This window comes from Microbacterium sp. NPDC087592 (genome assembly GCF_044743585.1).
In the GTDB taxonomy this organism is placed as follows: domain Bacteria; phylum Actinomycetota; class Actinomycetes; order Actinomycetales; family Microbacteriaceae; genus Microbacterium.
The window spans coordinates 305,193-325,571 of the sequence record NZ_JBIUWT010000002.1; the positions used below are offsets into that span (position 1 = coordinate 305,193).

The following is a 20,379-nucleotide window of genomic DNA, read 5'->3' on the forward strand; positions in this document are numbered from 1 at the left end:
GATGACCGACCAGACCCCGCAGGTGCGCCTGGAGCGCGCCAAAGAGGCCTCCCGCGCCACCGCGGCCCTGACCAGCGCTGACAAGGCTCGTGTGCTCGAAGCCATCGCGCTCGCGCTCCTGGCGGACGCGCCGCGCATCATCGAGGCGAACGGTCGTGACATCGCGCGCGGTCAGCAGGACGGCATCGGTGAGTCCCTGATCGATCGGCTGCGACTCGACGAGAAGCGGGTCGCGGCTCTGGCTGCCGCCGTCCGCGAGGTCGCCGCTCTCCCGGACCCCGTTGGGCGCGTGGTCGGCGGTCACCGCATGCCCAACGGCGTGGCGCTCGAGCAGGTGCGGGTCCCCTTCGGTGTGGTCGGTGCGATCTACGAAGCCCGGCCCAACGTGACCGTCGACATCGCCGCGCTCGCGTTGCGATCGGGCAACGCCGTGGTGCTGCGCGGTGGCAGCGCCGCCCACGACTCCAACGCCGTGCTCGTGGACATCATGCGCGCGGCGGTCGAGGGCGCCGGACTCACGGCGGAGGCGATCCAGACCGTCGACGACTTCGGCCGCGACGGCGCGAAGGCGCTCATGCACGGTCGCGGTTTCATCGATGTGCTGATCCCGCGGGGGAGTGCGGGCCTCATCGAGACCGTGGTGACGGAGTCGACCGTGCCCGTCATCGAGACCGGGGCGGGCAACGTCCACATCTTCCTCGACGAGACCGCCCCCGACGACTGGGCGCGCGACATCGTCGTGAACGCCAAGGTGCAGCGTCCGAGCGTGTGCAACGCCGTCGAGACGGTCCTCGTGCACCGTCAGGCCGCGCCGCGTCTCGTGCCGCTGGTGGCCAGTGCTCTCGAGAGCGAGGGTGTCGCGATCCACGGCGACGACATGGTCGTGGGGCTCATGTCGAACGTGATCCCCGCCACCGAGGAGGACTGGGAGACCGAGTACCTGAGCCTCGACATCGCGATGAAGGTCGTCGACTCGCTCGACGAGGCCCTCGCGCACATCCGTCGGTACAGCACGGGGCACACCGAGTCGATCATCACGACGGATTCGCGCAATGCCGAGCGGTTCCTCGCCGAGGTGGACTCGGCTGTGGTCATGGTGAACGCGTCCACGCGATTCACCGACGGAGGCGAGTTCGGGTTCGGTGCGGAGGTCGGCATCTCCACCCAGAAGCTGCATGCGCGGGGACCGATGGGGCTCTCCGAGCTGACCAGCACGAAATGGCTCGCGCGTGGGTCGGGGCAGACGCGCGGCTGAGGGCTAGACTGGGGGACGCTGTAACCCCCGCAGGATCCCGAACAGCACGCCACGAAACGGAGCCAGGATGAACCTCGTCGCACAGATCGCGATGGCCGCTGCCGAAACCGAGCACCACGGCAACGTCGCGCTCGAGACGCTGATCTTCGGGGTCATCGCCGCGATCGTGTTCGGCGCGCTCGGCCTCGTGACGTTCTCGTACAAGAACGTCGCCAACCGTCACTCGGCGAAGGCCGAGGCATGGGCTGCGCAGCACGGAAAAGACGGCCACGAGGCGGGACACGGCCACTAGGCCCGCATGAACGACGCTGCGACCACGCGCCCCCCGCGCATCGGCGTGATGGGCGGCACGTTCGACCCCATCCACCATGGCCACCTGGTCGCAGCGAGCGAGGTCGCAAACTCTTTCGGCCTCGACGAGGTCGTCTTCGTGCCGACCGGGCATCCGTGGCAGAAGTCGGGTGTCTCGCCGAGCGAGCATCGCTATCTGATGACCGTGATCGCGACCGCCTCGAACCCGCAGTTCACGGTGAGCCGGGTCGACATCGATCGCGAAGGCCCCACCTACACGATCGACACCCTGCGCGATCTGAAGCGGGATCGACCCGACGCCGAGCTCTTCTTCATCACGGGAGCCGACGCCGTGGCGCAAATTCTCAGTTGGAGGGACCATGATGAGTTGTGGGAGTTGGCCCACTTCGTCGCGGTCTCACGTCCTGGACATGTCCTGAGCACTGACGGCCTCCCGAGCGACAACGTCAGCCAACTCGAGGTGCCGGCGCTGTCGATCTCGTCGACGGACTGCCGCGAACGCGTTCGTGACGATCAGCCGGTCTGGTACCTGGTCCCTGATGGGGTCGTTCAGTACATCGCGAAGCATCACCTGTATCGGAGCAAGGCATGAGTACATCGGATCAGCAAGGGCAGGGTCCGCTGACGCGCAAGCAGTTGCGGGAGATCCGGTTGACGGGATCGACCCCGGTCATCTCCAGCGAGGAGGCCGCCGCGGCGGCCGAGGCGGCTCCCCCCGCGCCCCCGCTGCCCCGTGCCGCGGAACCCGTCCAGATCGAGCCGGCACCGGTGCCGGTCGCCGTAACCGACGAAGCGAACGGCGGTGCCCCGCTGACCCGTCGCCAGGTTCGCGAGCAGGAGAAGGCCCGCACCGGTTCCGTCTCCGTGATCGGTGCCGAAGAGGCGGAAGCGGTGCCATCCGCCGAGCCCGCCGATGAGGCCGAGGCAGCAGCCGCAGCGCAGGTCGAAGAAGAGGCGCCGCAGCAGGAGGAAGCTCCCGCGGTGGCCGCTGCAGAAGCCCCTGTCGAGCTCGTCTCCGGGGTCCCGGACTTCGCTCGGACCGTCGATGTCGACGATGACGAGGACGACGATGTGGATGAGGAGGTCGCCGTCGCCCCCGTCAGCGCAGCAGTCGCGGCCGACACGGTCGGCGACGTCCCGCTCGAGGCCGTCGAGACCCCTGCAGAGGCCGCGGTCGACGAAGACGATGTCGAGGCGGTGCTCGGACTTCCCGTCGAGGGCAGCGACGAGGCTGCCGACGGTGACGTCCTCGCCGACGTGCACGATGCCGAAGACGATGAAGACGACGACGTGCGTCCGACCGTCAACTCTTCGTTCGGAGAAGGCCTTCTCGCCGACGCCCCCGAAGCGCACACGCCTTTCCGGCCCTCGTTCGACGAGCTGATCGGCGTGGGAGATTCGACGGGGTCACAGCATTCCGCGCCCAACGCGCTGATCTTCACCCCGTCGCCGGGGGAGGGCTCGCTCTCGGGCCCGGTCGCGTCGACCGGAGAGATCCTCGTCACCGGTTCCTACGAGCTGCCGAAGGGCATGGGCTCGCAGGGCCATGCGCTCGGCACCACCGACGGCAAGGACGTCGACGCCGTTCTCATCGATGGCGAGCTGCCGCCGGCATCCTCGCCCACGCCGATCGCCGCGAGTGCGGCCGTCAGCACCATCAAGCCGGCCGGAGAGGTCATCCGACCTCCTGCCCCCGAGAAGGGGAACCGACTGATGGTGACCCTCGCCATCATCGCCGGCGGACTCGCCCTCGCGATCGGCGTCGTTCTCGTCATCGCCTTCACCACGAAAATGATCTGATGCAATCACCTGAAACTGCCGAAGAGATGCTGCGCCTCGCAGCCCAAGCCGCCATCGACAAGGGCGGTGAGGATCTCGTCGCGCTCAACGTCTCCGAGCCGCTGCCGCTCGTCGACATCTTCCTGCTCGTGACGGGAAACAGCGAGCGCAACGTCGCCGCGATCGCGGACGAGATCGAGGACCGCCTGATCGAGTCCGGTCACAAGCGCGTGCGTCGTGAGGGGCGGGCGGAGGCCCGCTGGGTGCTGCTCGACTTCGGCGACCTGATCGTGCACGTCTTCCACCAGGAGGAGCGCGTCTACTACGGGCTCGAGCGCCTCTGGAAGGACTGCCCGATCGTTCCGATCGACGTGGCAGAGCCTGCGGCAGACGCCAGCTGACATGACCACGCACCTGGTCACCGGTGCGGGTTCCGGCATCGGGTCGGTTCTCGCCCGCCGGTTGCTGGACCGTGGCGACGCCGTCGTGGCGATGGCTCGGGATGCAGGGCGTGCCAAGCAGATCGCGGACGACCTTCCCGGGGCATCCGTCATCGTCGGCGACCTCGCGCAGCCGGGGCGACTGTCGTGGGCGCTCTCCAAGCAGCAGCTGCCCGACCGCATCGATTCGCTGGTGCATGTCGCCGGCGTCGTCGACCTCGGCGACGTCGCTGATCTGCCTGCCGCGCTGTGGGAGCAGCAGCTCGCCGTCAACCTCATCGCTCCGGCGGAGCTCACCCGGCTTCTCCTTCCGGTGCTGCGCGTGTCGCAGGGACAGGTGGTGTTCGTGAACTCCGGCGCCGGCCTGCGCGCCAACGCCGGATGGTCCGCGTATGCGGCGTCCAAGCACGGGCTCCGGGCACTCGCCGACGCCCTGCGCGCCGAGGAGGCGCCGCACGGAGTGCGGGTGACCTCGATCTACCCCGGCCGCACGGCGACGCCGATGCAAGAGCGCGTGCACCAGCAGGAGGGCCAGGCGTACGACGCGGAACGCTACGCCACACCGGAGGCCGTGGTCACGACCATCCTCACGGCGCTCGACCTTCCGCGGGACGCACAGATCACCGACCTGACGGTGCGCCCCGGCCGCTGAGCCGACCCGCATCCTCCGCAGGTGCTGTCAAGGGGCTTCTTCTCGGAGCGCTGAGGGCGCAAGCTCTTCTCGAGAGAGTCCTGGAGGGCCCCCGCATGTCTGAACTCCCCGATCCGCGCTTCATGTTGAATCGCATCACCGCGTCGGAATGGGTCATCAACGACCTTCGATACTCACCCAACGATCCGCGCCACGTGGTCGCCTGCGTCTACGAGCTCGCCGAGACCGAGGTCGAGGTGACCTGGCTCCGTGACCTGCCGCTCGCCACTCGCTACGGAACCGCGTTCGAGGTGCTCGAGGACGTCGAGCGGATGCGTGGTTCCAGCCGCGCGACCCGTCCGATCACGATTCCTCACCGCCCCCCGCTGATGGCGACCTGACGGTCGCTGCCGCGTCGCACGAAGCGCACCCCTCGATGATCGAGGGGTGCGCTTCCGTGTTCTCCGCGAACCTGATCAGGTCAGAGGGTCTTCCTCGTCCGCTCCCGCGGCGACGCGATCGGCCTCGGCGCTGTCGACGAGAGCGTCGTCGACATCCGGATCGAGCACGCGCTCACCGTCGACGTCCTTGGTGGGCACATCGGCCGCGTCTTCATCGTGAGGGACGGGAGGCACCGGAGGAATGATGGGGTTCGACATGATCGCATCCTTTCGTCGAGGTGCGTTCACGCTAGATCCTGGAGCGTGCGGAATGAACCGGGTTGACGCTCATGAAGTCGCGCGCTAGCGACGACGCCGCGGCTTCACGGCTCGAGATACGCGGCGAGATTCGCCAGCGACGAAGTCAGCCCCTGTGCGTGGTCGCGGGCACGGACGCCCTGGGGCACGTCGCGTGCGGTCAGCTCGACCTCCGTCCCCTCCTCGACGCTGCGGACGCGCCACTCCATCCGCATGGTGCCGCGAAACGCCGGGTCAGCGGAGTCGAAGTCGACCTCCTGCACGATGAGCTCGCCCGGCACGATCCGCGCCACGCGGACCTCGGAGGCGTCCGAGTCGGCTGAGGTCTTGCCCGGCGAGTCAGTGGGGTCGTCATACGTGAGAACAAGTCGATACGAGCCGCCTTCGCGCATGTCGAAGCGTTCGAATCGCCCGTGCATCCCGTGGGGAGGCAGCCAGGTGAGCAGCGCCTCGCGACCGGTCAAGGCGTCGAACGCTTCGTCGCGGCCGACGTGGAGGAGGAGACTGGCGCGATCGGTTCTACTCATGTCATCAGCCTATGGCGGCCGCGTTCCGCCCGGCTCCCGGTGATCATCGCAGCTTCGAAAGGCCCCGGAAAAACAAGAAAACCCGCGATCTCTCGCGGGTTTCGTTGTGGACCTGAGGGGACTCGAACCCCTGACCCCCTGCATGCCATGCAGGTGCGCTACCAGCTGCGCCACAGGCCCAGATGCCGCTCCGTAGAAGCCGGAGCAACTTGAAAAGAGTACTACACGAATCCGCGCGAGCACCAATCGGCGGCAGCCGCCCGGGAGTGTCGTCACCCGGCTGGAACAACCGGGAGTGGCGGGGCGTTCTGTTCTTCGTGAGCATCCTCGACAGTCTGGTGATCGGCGCAGGGCAGGCCGGCCTCTCGGCGTCCTTCCACCTGTCGCGGCTCGGCATCTCGCACGTCGTCCTCGACGCGGATGAGCGACCTGGAGGTGCCTGGCAGCATCGCTGGGACGCCCTGACGATGCGCGACGTGCACGGTGTCGCCGAGTTGCCCGGCGACACGCCTCCGCCGCGTGACGGAGCCCGTGCCAACGTGGCCGTCCCCGACTACTTCGCGGCATACGAGCGCACGCATGCACTCCCGGTGCTCCGACCGGTGCACGTGGAACGCGTCGAGGACGAAGACGGACTCCTGGTCGTGCGAGCGCGGGAGGGGGAGTGGACGACCCGCACGCTGGTGAACGCGACGGGGACATGGTCGCATCCGTTCCTCCCGCACTACCCCGGGATGGAGACCTTCGTCGGAGAGCAGCTGCACACGGTCGACTATCCCGGTCCCGAGCACTTCCTCGGCAGACGAGTCCTCGTTGTCGGGGGTGGGGCGTCCGCGGTGCAGTTCCTCGGCGCCCTCGCCCCGATCACCGACACGCTCTGGGTCACCCGCCGGGAACCCGTGTGGCGGAACGACGACTTCACGCCCGAAGCCGGTGCGGCCGCGGTCGCTCTGGTCGAGCAGCGCGTCGCCGCAGGACTCCCTCCCGAGAGCGTGGTCAGCGTCACCGGACTGATGCTGCGCCCGCAGGAAAGCGAGGCCGAGCGTCTGGGCGCCTATGCCGCACGTCGCCCGATGTTCGAGCGCATCGAGCCCGACGGCGTGCGCTGGGCCGACGGCAGCTTCGAGCACGTCGACGTCATCCTCTGGGCCACGGGTTTCCGTCCGGCCATCAGCCACCTGGCGCCCCTGCACTTGCGGAGCGCGGTCGGCGGCATCCAGCTCGACCGGAACGGCCGCGGCACGACCGCGGTCGCCGACCCGCGGGTGCAGCTGGTCGGTTACGGGCCTTCCGCGAGCACGATCGGCGCGAACCGAGCCGGGCGCTCGGCGGCGAAAGGTGTGCAGCGCGCGCTACGGTCCGTCGGGGCGAGCGTCACCAGCGGTTGAGCACCTCTTCGGCGAAGCCCTCGATGCCGTCGACGCGCACCGGCGTACCCGTGTCGTCGTGCACCCAACCCGACCAGACGCCGAACAGCTGATCGGTCCGACTCGCGATGGCCAGCGCATTCGTACGTGACATCTTGTCGTAGAACGGTGTGAACGTGAGGTCGGCGGTCGCGCCGTGCACCTGCCAGGGGCGCATGAACTGCTCGGGGTCGTAGTCCCACACGAGTTCCTCGCTGATCTTCGACAGGCGCCCGTCGACGAGCAGGGCGTTCTCGGTGGCCCCGGAGCCATCCGTCCACTTCGCGCCGAGCTGCAACCCGATCGTGCGGCCGTCGACGATGCCGCTACCCGCGGCCCAGTTCCACTGCACCTGATACGGCCAGCGCCCGCGTCCGTGGTCGAGCACCGCCCAGCTGCCCACCGGCACGTCGTGGGCGGTGCCGTCGATGGCGATGCTGCCGGTCGTCGGCCGCGCCACATCCTTCACGGTGTACTGGAACCGGCGGATGTCGTCACCCCGACGCCAGGGCACGACCACGCCGAGCGACTCGTGCTCGAGCGGCCTGGCGGCGAGCAGGTCGAACGACACCCGGGGAGCGGTGCCCCGCAGGCGCGTGCCGTCGAACACCTCGTCGACGTCGAGCGTGATGCGGCGGGTGCGGGCCCGCACCGGGCCGTCCCCGAGCGATGGCGGCAGTGTCGCGGTGCGCGCTCCGGGGGAGATCGCGGTCGATCCGATGTCCTCGCCGGTCGCCCGGTCGAGCACCCAGACCTCGTGCAGCGCCAGGTAGTCGATGCACGACACGGTGAACGCGATGATGTGCGACGGCGTCATCACGTTCCAGTACTCCCAGCGCTTGTTGCGCCCCCAGTGGCCTCGACCGGGGATGCCGGATGTGTCGTGCAGAGGCGTTCGAGACCAGCCGAGCGCATCGCGGTTCAGTGCCCCGTCGGGAGTCGTGAGCGAGACGGGCGCGGTGATCTCGCGCTCGATCAGCGGTGTGGGCATCGTCGTCCTGCTGTCGGGAGGGATACCGTTCGGGTCGGCATCGTTGACCCGAGTGTAGAGGACCCGGTGCCGCCGTACGAGTGACCCGGCACACGGATCCGTGTTCGGGCGGAGACCGGTGCCTGGCTACGCTGAACAGCATGCTCCGCATCGTGTTCCTCGTCGTCTGGCTGCTGCTCTCCGCCTGGCTCGTCATCTGGGTCGGCGAAGGGCTGTTCGGCGTGGATCAGCGTCACTCGATCCTCCCGTTCGCCGGTGAGGACACGCTCGGCGGCCCGATCATCATCGGCGTCGCGTGGGGCCTGCTGCTGACGTTCGGCGGGATGCTGTCGGGCCTTGCGCGTCGCAGGACCCCGCGTGGTGAGGCGCAGATCGGGGTCGGCACGATCGTCGAGGTCACCCGCACCGGGATGACGGTCAACGACGTGCCGCAATACGACCTCTTCATCCGCGTGATCCCGAGCGCGGCCGATGACTTCATCGGGCAGCTCCGGACACTCGTGCAGCCGACGGATCTCGCGACGCTCCAGGTGGGGCTTCCGGTCCCGGTGCGCTACAGCGTGACCGACCAGGACACGGTCGAGCTCGCGGACCTCAGCGACCCCGCTGTGCGCGACGCGATGCTGCAGTGGCGCATCGACCGAGGCTTGATCGACCCCCGCCAGGTACGGGCGCGCACCAGCGGGACGCAGGTGCCCGCGTCGGTGCTCGAGGTGCGGCCGACGGGCCGACGTCGCGAGGGGCAGAGCGAACTCGCGCTGCGCGTGCTCATGGCACCCGAAGGGGCGGCGACGTGGGAGGCCGACACGACCGTGTTCGTCTACCCCCAGGCGATCCCGCATCTCCAGGTGGGAGCTCCCGTATGGGCGTTCTACCGCCGGGAGGACCCGCAGACCGTCGCGGTGACCATCGAGAAGGAGACGGCACGATGAACCCGATGGATGCCCTCGTCTGGCTGGTGAACTTCCCGGCCTCTCACGGATACGCCATGGTCTTCATCGCGGGGTTCTCGACCCTCGGGCTGTTCGCGCTGTCGGCGCGGGGTGCGGTTCCGGGTGAGGCGCTGCGGAGCATCCGGGAGCGGGAGGGCCTCCTGCACCCCACGGAACGTCCGCGAGGTCGGGTCTGGGCCGGTGTCGTCCGTATCGCGGCCCGCGTGCTGGCGCTCCTCATGCTGGGATCGCTGGTGATCGGGATCCTCAGCCTCACCGGGGTGCCCGTGACCCGCGCATACATCTACGACAACGGCCGCCCGACCACCGGAACCCTGGAGGGGGACTGGGTGACCTTCACGACCGCCGAGGGCGTCGAGTACACGCTGGAGAGCAACTTCTTCACGCCCGCCGTGTACCCGGACCGCGACGTCTACCTGACGAGCGGCGAGCCGGTGGTCGTCCGCTACCTGCCGAGCCATCCGCAGGCATTCGTGATCGACAGCGACCAGACCCCGCGCTGAGGTCGGAGGGGGCGCGTAGGGTGAGGGTATGTCGCGCATCATCGTCTTCGGCGGCCACGGCCGCATCGCCCTTCTGCTCGCGCCGCTGCTCGTCGCCCGCGGTGATGAGGTCACCGGCGTGATCCGCAACCCGGAGCACGCCTCCGATGTCGAAGCGACGGGGGCCGAGGCCCTCGTCGCGGATATCGAGAATCTGGACGTGGACGAGCTCACCGAGATCATCCGCGGGCACGACGCGGTCGTGTGGTCGGCCGGTGCCGGTGGCGGATCACCGGAGCGCACGTACGCGGTGGATCGTGACGCCGCTCAGCGATCGATGGATGCGGCCGAGCGGGCGGGCGTCCGCCGGTACGTGATGGTGTCGTGGCTCGGATCCACGGCCGATCACGGTGTCCCGGAGGGCGACTCCTTCTTCCCCTACGCGGATGCGAAGTGGGCGGCCGACGAGCACCTGCGCGGCAGCGGGTTGGAAGGCACGATCCTCGCTCCCGGCACGCTCACGTTCGACGAGCCGACCGCGCGGATCCAGATCGATCCCGCGGGCAGCGGAGCCGTGTCGCGGGCAGACGTCGCCGGGGTCATCGCCGCATCGCTCCACGGACCGTGCACCATCGGCCGCACGATCCGTTTCGGCAACGGCGACGCCGCCACGGCGGTGCCGATCACCGAGGCGCTCGGCTGCTGACGCGTCCACACCGCACCGGACCCGTCATGTCCCGACACCGTCGCTGGGCCGCAGGAGCGCTGGCGGTCGTCGCGACGGCGGCACTGTGCGCCTCACCGGCCGCCGGCGCTTCGACCGTCCCGTCGACGGCTGCCTCCCGCACCCCGACCGCCGCCTCCTCGGTCGCGGAGCCGACCGGCCCGGCCGCGCATGCGACCGCTCTCGTCAAGGAGATGTCGGTGGACGAGCAGGCCTCCGCCGTGGTCATGGGGCACGTGTCGGGAACGGATCCCTCCGCGCTCCGGGCATACATGCAGTCCGGTCTCGGCGGGTTCATCCTCATGGGAGCGAACATCCCCGACTCGGAGTCCCAGCTGCAGGCTCTCACCGCCGCGATGACCATCGATCCCGCGTTGCCCCCGCTGATCGCGGTCGACCAGGAGGGCGGGATCGTCTCGCGTCTGCACGGCGACGACTACGCGGCCTCCACCACGCTGAAGCGGCTCCCGGTCGACGCCACCTCGGCGGCGTTCACGGCTCGAGGGTCGCTGGTGGCCCGTGCGGGGATCACGGTGAACTTCGGCACCGTGGCCGACTTCACGGCCGACTCGGGAACCTTCATCTACGGTCGCGCGCTCGGCACCGACCCCGCGAGCGCCGCGGATCGCGTGTCGGCCGCCACCACCGCGCAGGAGCAGTTCGTCGCCTCGACCCTCAAGCACTTCCCCGGACATGGTGCAGCCCCCGGAGACTCGCATTCCGCGATCCCGAGCACGAGCATGGGGCTCGACGAATGGCGCAGTACGGAGGCTGTCCCGTTCGCGGCGGGCGTCGATGCCGGAGCATCTCTCCTCATGTACGGGCATCTCGCCTACATGGCCGTGGACGCCCTGCCCGCCTCCCTCTCGGCGAAGTGGCACGAGATCGCCAGGGAGGAACTCGGCTTCGAGGGGGTGGCGGTGACCGACGACCTCGGGATGCTGCTGTCGTCGGGGAATCCCGCCTACGCGGATCCCGTCGCCAACGGTGTCGCCGCGATCGCCGCCGGCAACGACCTGGTGCTGATGATCGCGGGCTCCGATGCGCAGACCGCGGGCAAGATGGCGGCCGGGATCGCGGCGGCGGTCGAAGCCGGCACTCTGCCGAAGGAGCGGCTCGAAGAAGCGGCGACGCGGGTGCTCACGTTGCGAACCCAACTGTCCGCGGCGTCGGCGCGATGGACGCTCTGCGCCGACTGCGAACAGGCGGAGTGACGCTCAGGCCGCTTCTCGTGTGCCGTCGCCGAGCCACGCGTCCAGCAGAGCCCTGCGCAGCGCGGTGCCGCGTTCGGCGAAGACGCGCTGCCGGCGCACATACTCCGACTTGCCCTCCGGCGTCTCGATGCGGACGGGGGTGACGTCCCACGCCGAGAGATCGTACGGCGCGGCCTCCATGTCCAGCAGCCGGATGTCACGCGCCAGCTCGAACGAGTCGAGGAGGAGTTCGCCGGGGATGAGGGGCCCGAGCTTCGTCGCCCACTTGTAGAGGTCCATCCCCGCGTGGAGACACCCCGGTTGCTCGAACAGCGGCTGGTCCTCGCGGCTCAGGGGCGTGCGATTGCGGGGGACCGCCTCCGGGGTGAAGAACCGGAACGCGTCGAAGTGCGTGCAGCGCAGGTCATGACTCTCGACGACCGCATCCGTGCCCGCCCGTCCCAGACGCAGCGGCACCGCGTGACGGTGCTCGTCCGCCTGGTACACCATCGCCCACTCGTGCAGGCCGAAGCAGCCGAACTGGCCGGGGCGTGACGCCGTGCGGCGCAGCATCCGATCCACGAGCGCGGCGAGGTCCGCCTTCTCCTGCGCGAAGGATCGGGGGTCGGGCACGGCGCTGCCCTCGGTCTCTCCCGGCGAATACCAGCGCCACGAGAGACGTTCGGGCGCATCCTGCAGCTCGACGCCCGCTCCCGGGTGCCAGCGCCGAAGCTGTGCCGGCTTGTACGAGTAGTACGTGAACAGGAAGTCCCACACGGGGTGCTTCTCGGATCGGGAGGAGCGCTCGCGATGCGCGGCGGTCAGCGCGTCGGCGCGCTCGTGATGCGCCTGCTCACGGGTGAGCCATTCTTCGCGGGGGAGCGCCCTCTCGATCAGCGTGTGCATGTCTGGCCTGGTCTCGTCAGTGCAGGATGCCGGCTTCGCCGAGGAGGTCGCGGAGCCCGGCGCCGTCTTCGGCGCTCACCCACGGTGCCACGTCTTCGGAATGCGGTTCACGGCCGGCGCGTCCGCCGGCGAGCACGGCCTCTGCGGGCAGCAGGCGCCGGATGGCGACCCCGGCGACCGAATCGGGATGCTCGTCCATGAACTGCGAGTAGATGGATTCGTCGTGCTGGCCGTCATCGCCGATCAGCAACCACTTCACGTCGGGGAATTCCGTCGCCAGCCGGCGCAGGTTGGTGAGCTTGTGCTCACGCCCGCTGCGGAACCAGCGCTCGTGCGTGGGGCCCCAGTCCGTCAACAGCATCGACCCCGCCGGGAAGAGGTGGCGACCGAGGAAGCGCCAGAGGGTCGGCGCGACGTTCCACGCACCGGTCGACAGGTACACCATCGGTGCTCCGGGGTGCTGTCGCAGCAGCTGGTCGAGCAGCACGGCCATTCCGGGCACGGGGAGGCGGGCATGCTCATCGAGCACGAAGGAGTTCCAGAAGGCGATGAACGGACGCGGCAGGGCCGTGACCATCACGGTGTCGTCGACATCGGACACGACGCCGAACGTGGTGTCCTTGGCGACGATGAAGGCGCCGGCTTCGACGGGCTCCTGCCCCTCGACCGAGATCATGAAGTTCTGCCAGCCGGGCTCCAGGTCGACGGGGATCTTCGCATCGACCACGCCACCGCGATCGGCGACCAGCTGATGCGTCGTCTCGCCGACATGCACGGTCACGGTCGCGTACCCGACAGGGATCCCGACGAAGCTGCGCCAGCCGCGCACGCTCGCCGGCTCGCCGTCGCGGGTGCGACGCTGCGGGGGCACGATCAGCACTCGACCCACGACCCGCACCCAGCCCGGACCGCCGTAGCCGGGGAACGGGAGGATCGTGGCGACACGGCCACGACGGCGCGCACGACCTTCACGCCAGACATGGAGGCGATGCTCGAGTCGGGCGAACCAGTGGATCCGGGGGGCTGGGGGAGCCGATGCCATTGACTCAGTCTTTCACGTCGGAGTCGGCTGCCGACTCCGGGGCCTCCTGATGACGGGCTTCGAGCCGCTGCAGCAGCTTCTTGCCGAGGAATGCGAGGAGCAGGAACAGCGCGATGACGCCGACGAAGATGTAGCCCGCGAAGTGCACGCGATCGACGAGTTCGCGGAAGCTGCCGGCCGCGAGGGAGGTCACGCTCACATACGCGGTGGCCCAGAGCACGCACGCCGGAGCGGTCCAGGCCAGGAACTTGCGATAGGGGTACTCGCTCATGCCGACGGTGAGGGGCACGAGGGAGTGCAGCACCGGGAGGAACCGGGACAGGAAGATCGCGATCCCGCCGCGGCGTTCGAGATAGTTCTCTGCGCGGACCCAGTTGTGCTCGCCGATCCTGCGGCCGAGCCACGACACGCGGATGTGCGGGCCGAGCCAGCGTCCGAGCCAGAATCCGATGCTCTCGCCGATCAGCGCTCCGATCACGACGGCGACGCCCATCGCGATGCCCTCCCACACGGTGGCGACGCCCATCGAGGCGATGATGACGATGGTGTCCCCGGGGACGATGAGGCCGATCAGGATGCTGGTCTCCAGCATGACGGCGAGCCCCGCGACCAGCGTGCGCGTGATCGGATCGATCGACTGCACGGTGTCGAGGAGCCAGAGCAGGAGGTCGTCCACGTCATGAGAATACGGGAGCGACCCGACCCTAGGCTGGAAAGGTGCCCGAACAGTTGACCGCTCGCCCCCTCCCGTCCTGGGTGGAGCCGTGGGCCGTGTTCCGGATGCTCGAAGCGCGCGTCGCCGATGTCTTCTGGCTCGACGCCGGCGCGGATGCCGCGCAGGGCTGGAGCTTCGTCGGCACGGGGGAGCGGTCGTCGCTGCCGCGGGATGTGGCACTGGATGCGGCTCCGACCGATCGCACCCGTCCGCCCTTCTCCGGTGGGTGGGTCGGCTGGCTCGACTATGAGTCCGGTGCCGATCCCGCCGGTGCCCCGGTGAGTGGGCCCGTCGACGAGCCGGGCGGCTCCTGGCTGCGCGCCACACATGTCGTCGCGTTCGATCATGCCGCGCGGCGCACCTGGGTGCTCAGCGCCGACGACGAGCTCCCCTCGTGGACAGCGGAAGTCTCCGCCGTCCCGCAGCCGGCGGACGACACGGTCCCCCTGAAGGCCTCCGACGATGCGGTCCGCATCGCCGAAGCGCGACACGATCCGCACGAGTACGCCGCGCTCATCGAACGCTGCCGCGACCTGATCCGCGCCGGCATCGCGTACCAGCTGTGCCTGACGACGCGGTTCACCGTGGCAGGGGCGCATGACGCCGTCGACGTCTACCGTCGCCTGAGAGCCGCGACGCCCGCGCATCACGGCGGATTCCTCCGCATCGGCGGCCGCACGCTGCTGAGCGCCAGCCCCGAGCAGTTCCTCCACGTCGAAGCCGGTGTCATCCGCACCCGCCCCATCAAGGGCACCCGGCCCCGCAGCGCCGACCCGGAGGAGGATGCCGCGCTGGCCGCAGAACTCGCGGCGGATCGCAAGGAGCGCGCCGAGAACGTGATGATCGTCGATCTGATGCGCAACGACCTCTCCCGCGTGTGCGAGCCGGGGAGCATCCGCGTCGACGGACTGTGGGTGGTCGAGAGCTACCCGGCCGTCCATCAGCTCGTGAGCACCGTGAGCGGTGTCGCCGCGGCCGGGACGTCCGTCGGTTCGCTGCTCGACGCGGCCTTCCCTGCCGGCAGCATGACGGGTGCCCCCAAGCTCTCCGCGATGACGAGACTGCACGAGTTGGAAGGCGGGCCGCGCGGCGTCTACGCCGGCTGCTTCGGGTACATCGGGGCGGACGGCGTGCTCGACCTCGCCATGGTCATCCGCAGCATCCTGATCGATGGCGACCAGGCGGTCGTCGGCGCGGGCGGAGGCATCACCTGGGGATCGGTCGCCGCATCCGAAGTCGCCGAGGTCGCGACCAAGGCGCGAGCTCCCCTCGCCGCGCTCGGTGCGGAAATGCCGGGGGTCTGGCGTTCCGATATCCTGAACTGATCCCGCTTTTTCCTTCAGATTGGTCGTGCGTTCGTTGTCTGAGAACCTGTCCACCGCTCCCGCCGATGACGAGACTCCGTCGGCGCACGCCATCCAGACGAAGTGGCAGAAGTACTGGGCGGAGAACGGCACGTTCCTCACCGGCGGCGAGGAAGACACCCGGCCGCGCAAGTACGTGCTCGGGATGTTCCCCTACCCGTCCGGTGACATGCACATGGGGCACGCCGAGAACTACGCGTACGTCGACATGGTGGCGCGGTTCTGGCGTCACCGCGGGCACAACGTGCTCAACCCGATCGGCTGGGACTCCTTCGGCCTGCCCGCGGAGAACGCGGCGATCAAGCGTGGCGCCGACCCTCGGGAGTGGACCTACGCGAACATCGATCAGCAGAAGCAGAGCCTGAAGGAGTTCGGTACCTCCTACGACTGGACGCGCGTCCTGCACACGTCCGACCCCGAGTACTACCGCTGGAACCAGTGGCTGTTCCTGAAGCTCTATGAGCGTGGGCTGGCCTATCGCAAGAAGAGCCCGGTCAACTGGTGCCCCAACGACCAGACCGTGCTGGCCAACGAGCAGGTCGTCGACGGTCGCTGCGAGCGCTGCGGTGCCGAGGTCATCAAGAAGAAGCTCACGCAGTGGTACTTCCGCATCACCGACTACGCCGACCGTCTGCTCGACGACCTCAACCAGCTCGAGGGCTTCTGGCCGCACAAGGTGCTGCAGATGCAGCGCAACTGGATCGGACGCTCGATCGGTGCGGATGTCGACTTCGTCATCGAGGGTCGCGAAGAGCCGGTCACCGTCTTCTCGACGCGCCCCGACACGCTGCACGGAGCCACCTTCTTCGTCGTCGCACCCGATTCCGACCTGGCTTCCGAGCTGGCGGCGGATGCGCCTGAGGAGGTGCGCCAGCGCTTCTGCACCTACCTGGAGCAGGTGCAGAAGGAGACGGACATCGCCCGGCAGTCCACGGACCGCCCGAAGACCGGTGTCTTCCTCGAGCGCTACGCGATCAACCCGGTCAACGGCGAGAAGCTCCCGGTGTGGGCGGCCGACTACGTGCTCGCCGATTACGGTCACGGTGCCGTCATGGCAGTTCCCGCCCACGATCAGCGCGACCTCGACTTCGCCCGCGCGTTCGACCTGCCCGTCAAGGTCGTGGTCGACACGACAGCTCCTGTCACCGGCGCGATGCCCGTGATCGAGGTCGACGACGAAGGGGTGCCGATCGACACCGGCGCCGCGCTCGACGAGCAGAACCCGGCATCCACAGGCATCGCGTTGACCGGCGAAGGCCGCATGATCAACTCGGGTGCGCTGAACGGACTGTCCAAGCGCAACGCGATCGCCCGCGCGATCGAGCAGCTGGAGGCATCCGGCACCGGACGCGCGGCGAAGAACTACCGCCTGCGCGACTGGCTGATCTCGCGCCAGCGCTTCTGGGGCACTCCCATCCCGATGCTGCACACCGAGGACGGGGACATCATCCCGGTTCCCGAAGACCAGCTGCCGGTGAAGCTGCCCAGTGTGGAAGGTCTCGACCTCTCGCCCAAGGGCACCTCGCCGCTCGGGGCAGCGGAGCGCTGGGTGCGCACCACGGCCCCCGGGACCGGTGACCCGGTGCTGCGCGACACCGACACCATGGACACCTTCGTCGACAGCTCCTGGTATTTCCTGCGCTTCCTGTCGCCGAACAGCGACACCGTCGCATTCGACCCGGCTCAGGCCGACCGGTGGGCTCCTGTCGACTCGTACATCGGTGGTGTCGAGCACGCGATCCTGCACCTGCTGTACGCGCGCTTCATCACGAAGGTCCTGTTCGACATGGGGCTGATCGATTTCACCGAGCCCTTCACGACGCTGATCAACCAGGGCATGGTTCTTCTCGACGGATCGAAGATGTCGAAGAGCAAGGGCAATCTGGTCGAGTTCTCGTCGAGCATGATCGACCCCGGTGCCGATGTCGTCCGTGTCGCTCTGGCCTTCGCAGGCCCGGTGGAGGATGACATCAACTGGGAGGACGTCTCCACAGCCGGGGCGCAGAAGTTCCTGGCCCGCGTGCTGCGGATCGCCGGCGACGTCGCGAGTCCGGTCGACGTCGTGTTCGACGGTGGGAACCCCGCACTGCGCCGCGCGACGCACAAGCTGCTCGCCGAGGCCCCGGCTCTCGTGGAGCAGACCAAGTTCAACGTGCTGGTCGCCCGCCTCATGGAGCTGGTGAACCTCACCCGCAAGACGATCGACGGTGCTGCCGGTGCCGCCGATCCCGCCGTGCGTGAGGCCGCCGAGACCATCGCCGTGATGCTCGACCTGTTCGCCCCGCACACCGCCGAAGAGGTGTGGGAGATCCTCGGTCACGAGCCCTCCGTCGGCCTGGTGCCGTGGCGGTCCGCCGATCCCGCGCTGCTGGTCGAGGACACGATCACCGCCGTCGTGCAGGTGGGCGGCAAGGTCCGCGCACAGCTCGAGGTCTCGGCGCGCATCGGCGAGTCCGAGCTCGAAGCGCTGGCTCGTGCGGACGAGCGGGTGATCCGTTCGATCGGTGACCGCGAGATCGTCAAGGTCGTCGTGCGCGCGCCCAAGATCGTCAGCATCGTCGTGAAGGGCTGATCGGCTCTCACCGCACGGACTGCTTCCGGCCCCTGGTGCTCGCTCTCGTGAGCGCCAGGGGCTGTCGCCGTCATCCTCTTCGCGCTGCTCTGCGGGCCTGAACGACGCGCATGATCGCCTCGATGCCGATGACGACGAGAAGCGGGACGGCCACGCCGAGGATCGCTCCGAGGGCGACGTCATGGACGTAGTGGACGCCCTGCGAGACGCGCCCGACGGCGACGACGGAGGCGAGCGCGATCGCCGACCATGTGAGCCACGACCGTCCGAGGGTGATGGCGATCACCGCAGCAGCGCCGAATGCGAGGGTCGCGTGGTTCGAGGGCAACGACCAGTCTCCGGGTGGCGGGCACTCACCGGCGATCTGCCAGACCGCGCACGGACGCGCCTGGGCGAAGAGCAGCTTTCCGCCCTCGCTCAAGAGGTAGGCCAGGACCACGCCGACGGCGGAGGCTGCGATGTGCACGCGTCGTTCATGGTGGTTCCACCATGCACGAGCCATGACCGCTGCCGTGGCGGCGGCGAGCAGGAGGAGCCCCGCTTCGGAGATCAGCTCGACCGCGGGGACGGCCGAGCCTGCAGAGCTGAGCCATCGGGTGCCGACCACGCTGAGGCTCCCCGGCAACGGGACGATCAACAGGAGGGCGGCGAGTGCCGAGGCGATGCCCAGGGGCAGGACGGAGCGCACGGACAGACGAGTGGAGGGCATGCTCACGACGCTACGGACAGTGGGCTCGGGTGAGCATCGGTCGGAGGATGTAGTCGGGTCCGCCAGGCGGTGGAGATGCGCGGGATAGTGCTTCTCTGCACCGTCCGCCCGGAATGGCTGCGGTTTCCATGGCTTGCGTTCATTTTGCTGCCCGGTGAACACGACATTGAGAGAAAAGTACGTCGACGAGTTGACAGGAATGGACCTCCGGTGTCTAATCGGAGAAGAAGATGAAACGTCTCATTTGCTTCGAAATCCCCGGCTGTCGGTTGACGGTCGTGGCGCTAAGCCTCTCCACCCACACCCCTACAGACAAGGACGTGACGAAGTGGTCACAATGAAATCCCGCCGGGCACGCATCGCCGCGCTGTGCACGATCGTCGGTCTCACCGCGAGCATGGCGGCGTGCAGCGCCGATAGCGGCGAAGGGAGCACATCGCCGGTGGTGATCGGAATGAACTCGGGTCTCGTGCCCCAGTTCGAGGCGTACGCGAAGGTGTACAACGCCACCAACCCCGAGGCGCCCGTCGAGGTCAAGGCCATCCCGGACGGGCAGGACGACTACATCCAGCAGCTGGTGACCCAGGGGCTGTCGTCGACGCTGCCCGACATCGTGTTCAACTACGACAGCCTCAACCAGACTCTCGTGTCCAACAACCTGCTCTACGACCTCGGACCATGGCTGGCCGAGGGTAAGGACGGATTGAAGGGGGACAGTTTCATCCCCGCCTTCCTCAATCAGTACCAGGCAGAAGGCGCGGACGGTCCCACCACAGGCATCCCGGTGAGTGCCGACTCGACGATGCTCTTCTACAACAAGAGCCTCTTCGAGAAGGCAGGCGTCACCGAGCTGCCCACTGAGCAGTGGACCTACGACGATCTGTACCGTGTGGCCGAGCAGATCACCACAGCGAGCGGCGGCGCCTATTGGGGTCTGCGAACACCCGCTGCAGCCGGCGGTCTGCTCTTCGTGGACTACCCCATCCTGAGTGCATACGGTTCGGAGATCTACGACGCCGAGGCGAATGCGTTCGTGTTCGCCGATGAAGCCGGCCTCGAAGCCTGGGAGACCATTCTGGCTCCGTACGTCGAGGGCTGGGGGTCGCCGTACCCGACGGCGAGCGGGCAAGACGGGAACTACTTCGCGGCCGGACAGGTGGCGATGTCGCTCGACACTCGCCCCGCGGTCTCGCGTTACCGCACCGACCTCGCCGACGACTGGGACGTCATGAACCTCCCGACCATCGATGGCAACCCGACGGTCGGCGGCGGCTCGTACGGTCTGTCGATCGCCGAGAAGTCCGACAACAAGGAGGGTGCGTGGAAGTTCATGGCCTGGTTCTACTCCAAGGACGGCGGCATGAAGGAAGCCGAGCCCAACGGGGTCATCCCGGCCACCGTCGACGGCCTCGAGAACGGTTCGTGGCTCGATGATCCCAACCCCGTACCCGCGAATCTGATCCCGGCTACGCAGTACGCGGTCGCCAACGCGCAGCTGCCGAACGCCATCCCCAACGAGGTTCAGCCCAAGCTGGTGCCGGCCCTCGAGAAAGCCGCGCAGGAGGTACTCGTCGGTGGGAAATCCATCGAGGAGGCCTACACCGCAGCCCAAGATGAGCTGAACGCACTCCTCGAGAAATGAAAGGCAGGGAGGTCGGTGACGGAAACGTGTCACCGACC

General features: G+C 68.4%; 22 protein-coding genes and 1 tRNA gene. 15 read left to right on the forward strand and 8 right to left on the reverse strand.

Annotated features, from left to right (window positions below; all coding sequences use genetic code 11):
- Nucleotide 1: 1 nt before the first annotated feature.
- The 7 genes from ACIOTO_RS14400 (at nucleotide 2) to ACIOTO_RS14430 (ending at nucleotide 4,818) form a co-directional block, all read left to right on the forward strand.
- Nucleotides 2-1,255 (forward strand): glutamate-5-semialdehyde dehydrogenase, encoded by a 1,254-nt coding sequence (locus ACIOTO_RS14400; protein WP_400858374.1) that lies wholly within the window; start codon nucleotides 2-4, stop codon nucleotides 1,253-1,255.
- Between the two features lie 67 nt (nucleotides 1,256-1,322).
- Nucleotides 1,323-1,547: a hypothetical protein gene (locus ACIOTO_RS14405; RefSeq protein ID WP_029261671.1), complete on the forward strand. Its 225-nt coding sequence runs from the start codon at nucleotides 1,323-1,325 to the stop codon at nucleotides 1,545-1,547.
- A 6-nt stretch (nucleotides 1,548-1,553) separates the two neighbouring features.
- Nucleotides 1,554-2,159, forward strand: a complete 606-nt coding sequence (nadD, locus tag ACIOTO_RS14410) for a nicotinate-nucleotide adenylyltransferase (RefSeq protein WP_029261672.1) — start codon at nucleotides 1,554-1,556, stop codon at nucleotides 2,157-2,159.
- On the forward strand, nucleotides 2,156-3,367 hold the full coding sequence (locus ACIOTO_RS14415) for a hypothetical protein (protein ID WP_400858375.1): 1,212 nt from the start codon (nucleotides 2,156-2,158) through the stop codon (nucleotides 3,365-3,367). The genes nadD and ACIOTO_RS14415 overlap by 4 nt, the downstream gene beginning before the upstream one ends.
- Nucleotides 3,367-3,747, forward strand: coding sequence for a ribosome silencing factor (rsfS, locus tag ACIOTO_RS14420; RefSeq protein WP_029261674.1), 381 nt, complete (start codon nucleotides 3,367-3,369; stop codon nucleotides 3,745-3,747). Before ACIOTO_RS14415 ends, rsfS begins: the two co-directional genes overlap by 1 nt.
- A gap of 1 nt (nucleotide 3,748) precedes the next feature.
- Nucleotides 3,749-4,438, forward strand: coding sequence for an SDR family oxidoreductase (locus ACIOTO_RS14425; protein ID WP_400858376.1), 690 nt, complete (start codon nucleotides 3,749-3,751; stop codon nucleotides 4,436-4,438).
- A gap of 95 nt (nucleotides 4,439-4,533) precedes the next feature.
- Complete coding sequence (locus ACIOTO_RS14430; RefSeq protein WP_029261676.1) at nucleotides 4,534-4,818, forward strand: hypothetical protein; 285 nt, start codon at nucleotides 4,534-4,536, stop codon at nucleotides 4,816-4,818.
- Between the two features lie 75 nt (nucleotides 4,819-4,893).
- On the opposite strand, the gene ACIOTO_RS14435 is transcribed toward ACIOTO_RS14430, so the two are convergent.
- From ACIOTO_RS14435 to ACIOTO_RS14445, 3 genes are all read right to left on the reverse strand, one after another.
- Nucleotides 4,894-5,076, reverse strand: a complete 183-nt coding sequence (locus ACIOTO_RS14435) for a hypothetical protein (protein ID WP_400858377.1) — start codon at nucleotides 5,074-5,076, stop codon at nucleotides 4,894-4,896.
- A 104-nt stretch (nucleotides 5,077-5,180) separates the two neighbouring features.
- Nucleotides 5,181-5,642: an SRPBCC domain-containing protein gene (locus tag ACIOTO_RS14440; protein WP_400858378.1), complete on the reverse strand. Its 462-nt coding sequence runs from the start codon at nucleotides 5,640-5,642 to the stop codon at nucleotides 5,181-5,183.
- A 107-nt stretch (nucleotides 5,643-5,749) separates the two neighbouring features.
- Nucleotides 5,750-5,822: transfer RNA gene (locus ACIOTO_RS14445), tRNA-Ala, on the reverse strand.
- A gap of 137 nt (nucleotides 5,823-5,959) precedes the next feature.
- Here ACIOTO_RS14445 and ACIOTO_RS14450 point away from each other — a divergent pair.
- Entirely contained in the window at nucleotides 5,960-7,030 is a 1,071-nt protein-coding gene (locus tag ACIOTO_RS14450; RefSeq protein ID WP_400858591.1) for an NAD(P)-binding domain-containing protein, read from the forward strand.
- Here the strand turns inward: ACIOTO_RS14450 and ACIOTO_RS14455 are convergent.
- Nucleotides 7,017-8,039 (reverse strand): DUF2804 domain-containing protein, encoded by a 1,023-nt coding sequence (locus ACIOTO_RS14455; protein WP_400858379.1) that lies wholly within the window; start codon nucleotides 8,037-8,039, stop codon nucleotides 7,017-7,019. The two genes, ACIOTO_RS14450 and ACIOTO_RS14455, sit on opposite strands and share 14 nt — an antisense overlap.
- Before the next feature lie 140 nt (nucleotides 8,040-8,179).
- Between ACIOTO_RS14455 and ACIOTO_RS14460 the strand changes: the two genes are divergently transcribed.
- The 4 genes from ACIOTO_RS14460 to ACIOTO_RS14475 are packed head-to-tail and all read left to right on the forward strand — an operon-like array spanning nucleotide 8,180 to nucleotide 11,412.
- Complete coding sequence (locus ACIOTO_RS14460; RefSeq protein ID WP_400858380.1) at nucleotides 8,180-8,971, forward strand: hypothetical protein; 792 nt, start codon at nucleotides 8,180-8,182, stop codon at nucleotides 8,969-8,971.
- Nucleotides 8,968-9,495: a hypothetical protein gene (locus ACIOTO_RS14465; RefSeq protein WP_400858381.1), complete on the forward strand. Its 528-nt coding sequence runs from the start codon at nucleotides 8,968-8,970 to the stop codon at nucleotides 9,493-9,495. Before ACIOTO_RS14460 ends, ACIOTO_RS14465 begins: the two co-directional genes overlap by 4 nt.
- 28 nt (nucleotides 9,496-9,523) lie before the next feature.
- On the forward strand, nucleotides 9,524-10,180 hold the full coding sequence (locus ACIOTO_RS14470) for an SDR family oxidoreductase (RefSeq protein WP_400858382.1): 657 nt from the start codon (nucleotides 9,524-9,526) through the stop codon (nucleotides 10,178-10,180).
- A gap of 26 nt (nucleotides 10,181-10,206) precedes the next feature.
- Nucleotides 10,207-11,412 (forward strand): glycoside hydrolase family 3 N-terminal domain-containing protein, encoded by a 1,206-nt coding sequence (locus ACIOTO_RS14475; RefSeq protein ID WP_400858383.1) that lies wholly within the window; start codon nucleotides 10,207-10,209, stop codon nucleotides 11,410-11,412.
- A 3-nt stretch (nucleotides 11,413-11,415) separates the two neighbouring features.
- Here the strand turns inward: ACIOTO_RS14475 and ACIOTO_RS14480 are convergent, their stop codons facing one another.
- The 3 genes from ACIOTO_RS14480 to ACIOTO_RS14490 are packed head-to-tail and all read right to left on the reverse strand — an operon-like array spanning nucleotide 11,416 to nucleotide 14,015.
- On the reverse strand, nucleotides 11,416-12,297 hold the full coding sequence (locus ACIOTO_RS14480; protein ID WP_400858385.1) for a 3-methyladenine DNA glycosylase: 882 nt from the start codon (nucleotides 12,295-12,297) through the stop codon (nucleotides 11,416-11,418).
- Nucleotides 12,298-12,313: 16 nt separating this feature from the next.
- The gene (locus ACIOTO_RS14485; protein WP_400858386.1) at nucleotides 12,314-13,339 is read right to left on the reverse strand and encodes an App1 family protein; all 1,026 of its coding nucleotides are present in this window, start codon (nucleotides 13,337-13,339) and stop codon (nucleotides 12,314-12,316) included.
- A 4-nt stretch (nucleotides 13,340-13,343) separates the two neighbouring features.
- Nucleotides 13,344-14,015 (reverse strand): DedA family protein, encoded by a 672-nt coding sequence (locus ACIOTO_RS14490; protein ID WP_400858387.1) that lies wholly within the window; start codon nucleotides 14,013-14,015, stop codon nucleotides 13,344-13,346.
- Nucleotides 14,016-14,056: 41 nt separating this feature from the next.
- Here ACIOTO_RS14490 and ACIOTO_RS14495 point away from each other — a divergent pair, with 41 nt between their 5' ends.
- Together ACIOTO_RS14495 and leuS are read left to right on the forward strand one after the other, a co-directional pair.
- The gene (locus ACIOTO_RS14495) at nucleotides 14,057-15,379 is read left to right on the forward strand and encodes an anthranilate synthase component I family protein (protein ID WP_400858388.1); all 1,323 of its coding nucleotides are present in this window, start codon (nucleotides 14,057-14,059) and stop codon (nucleotides 15,377-15,379) included.
- Between the two features lie 34 nt (nucleotides 15,380-15,413).
- Nucleotides 15,414-17,990, forward strand: coding sequence for a leucine--tRNA ligase (leuS, locus tag ACIOTO_RS14500; protein WP_400858389.1), 2,577 nt, complete (start codon nucleotides 15,414-15,416; stop codon nucleotides 17,988-17,990).
- Nucleotides 17,991-18,060: 70 nt separating this feature from the next.
- Here the strand turns inward: leuS and ACIOTO_RS14505 are convergent, their stop codons facing one another.
- Nucleotides 18,061-18,699: a phosphatase PAP2 family protein gene (locus tag ACIOTO_RS14505; RefSeq protein ID WP_400858390.1), complete on the reverse strand. Its 639-nt coding sequence runs from the start codon at nucleotides 18,697-18,699 to the stop codon at nucleotides 18,061-18,063.
- A gap of 337 nt (nucleotides 18,700-19,036) precedes the next feature.
- Between ACIOTO_RS14505 and ACIOTO_RS14510 the strand changes: the two genes are divergently transcribed.
- Complete coding sequence (locus tag ACIOTO_RS14510; RefSeq protein ID WP_400858391.1) at nucleotides 19,037-20,341, forward strand: ABC transporter substrate-binding protein; 1,305 nt, start codon at nucleotides 19,037-19,039, stop codon at nucleotides 20,339-20,341.
- Nucleotides 20,342-20,379 lie beyond the last annotated feature (38 nt).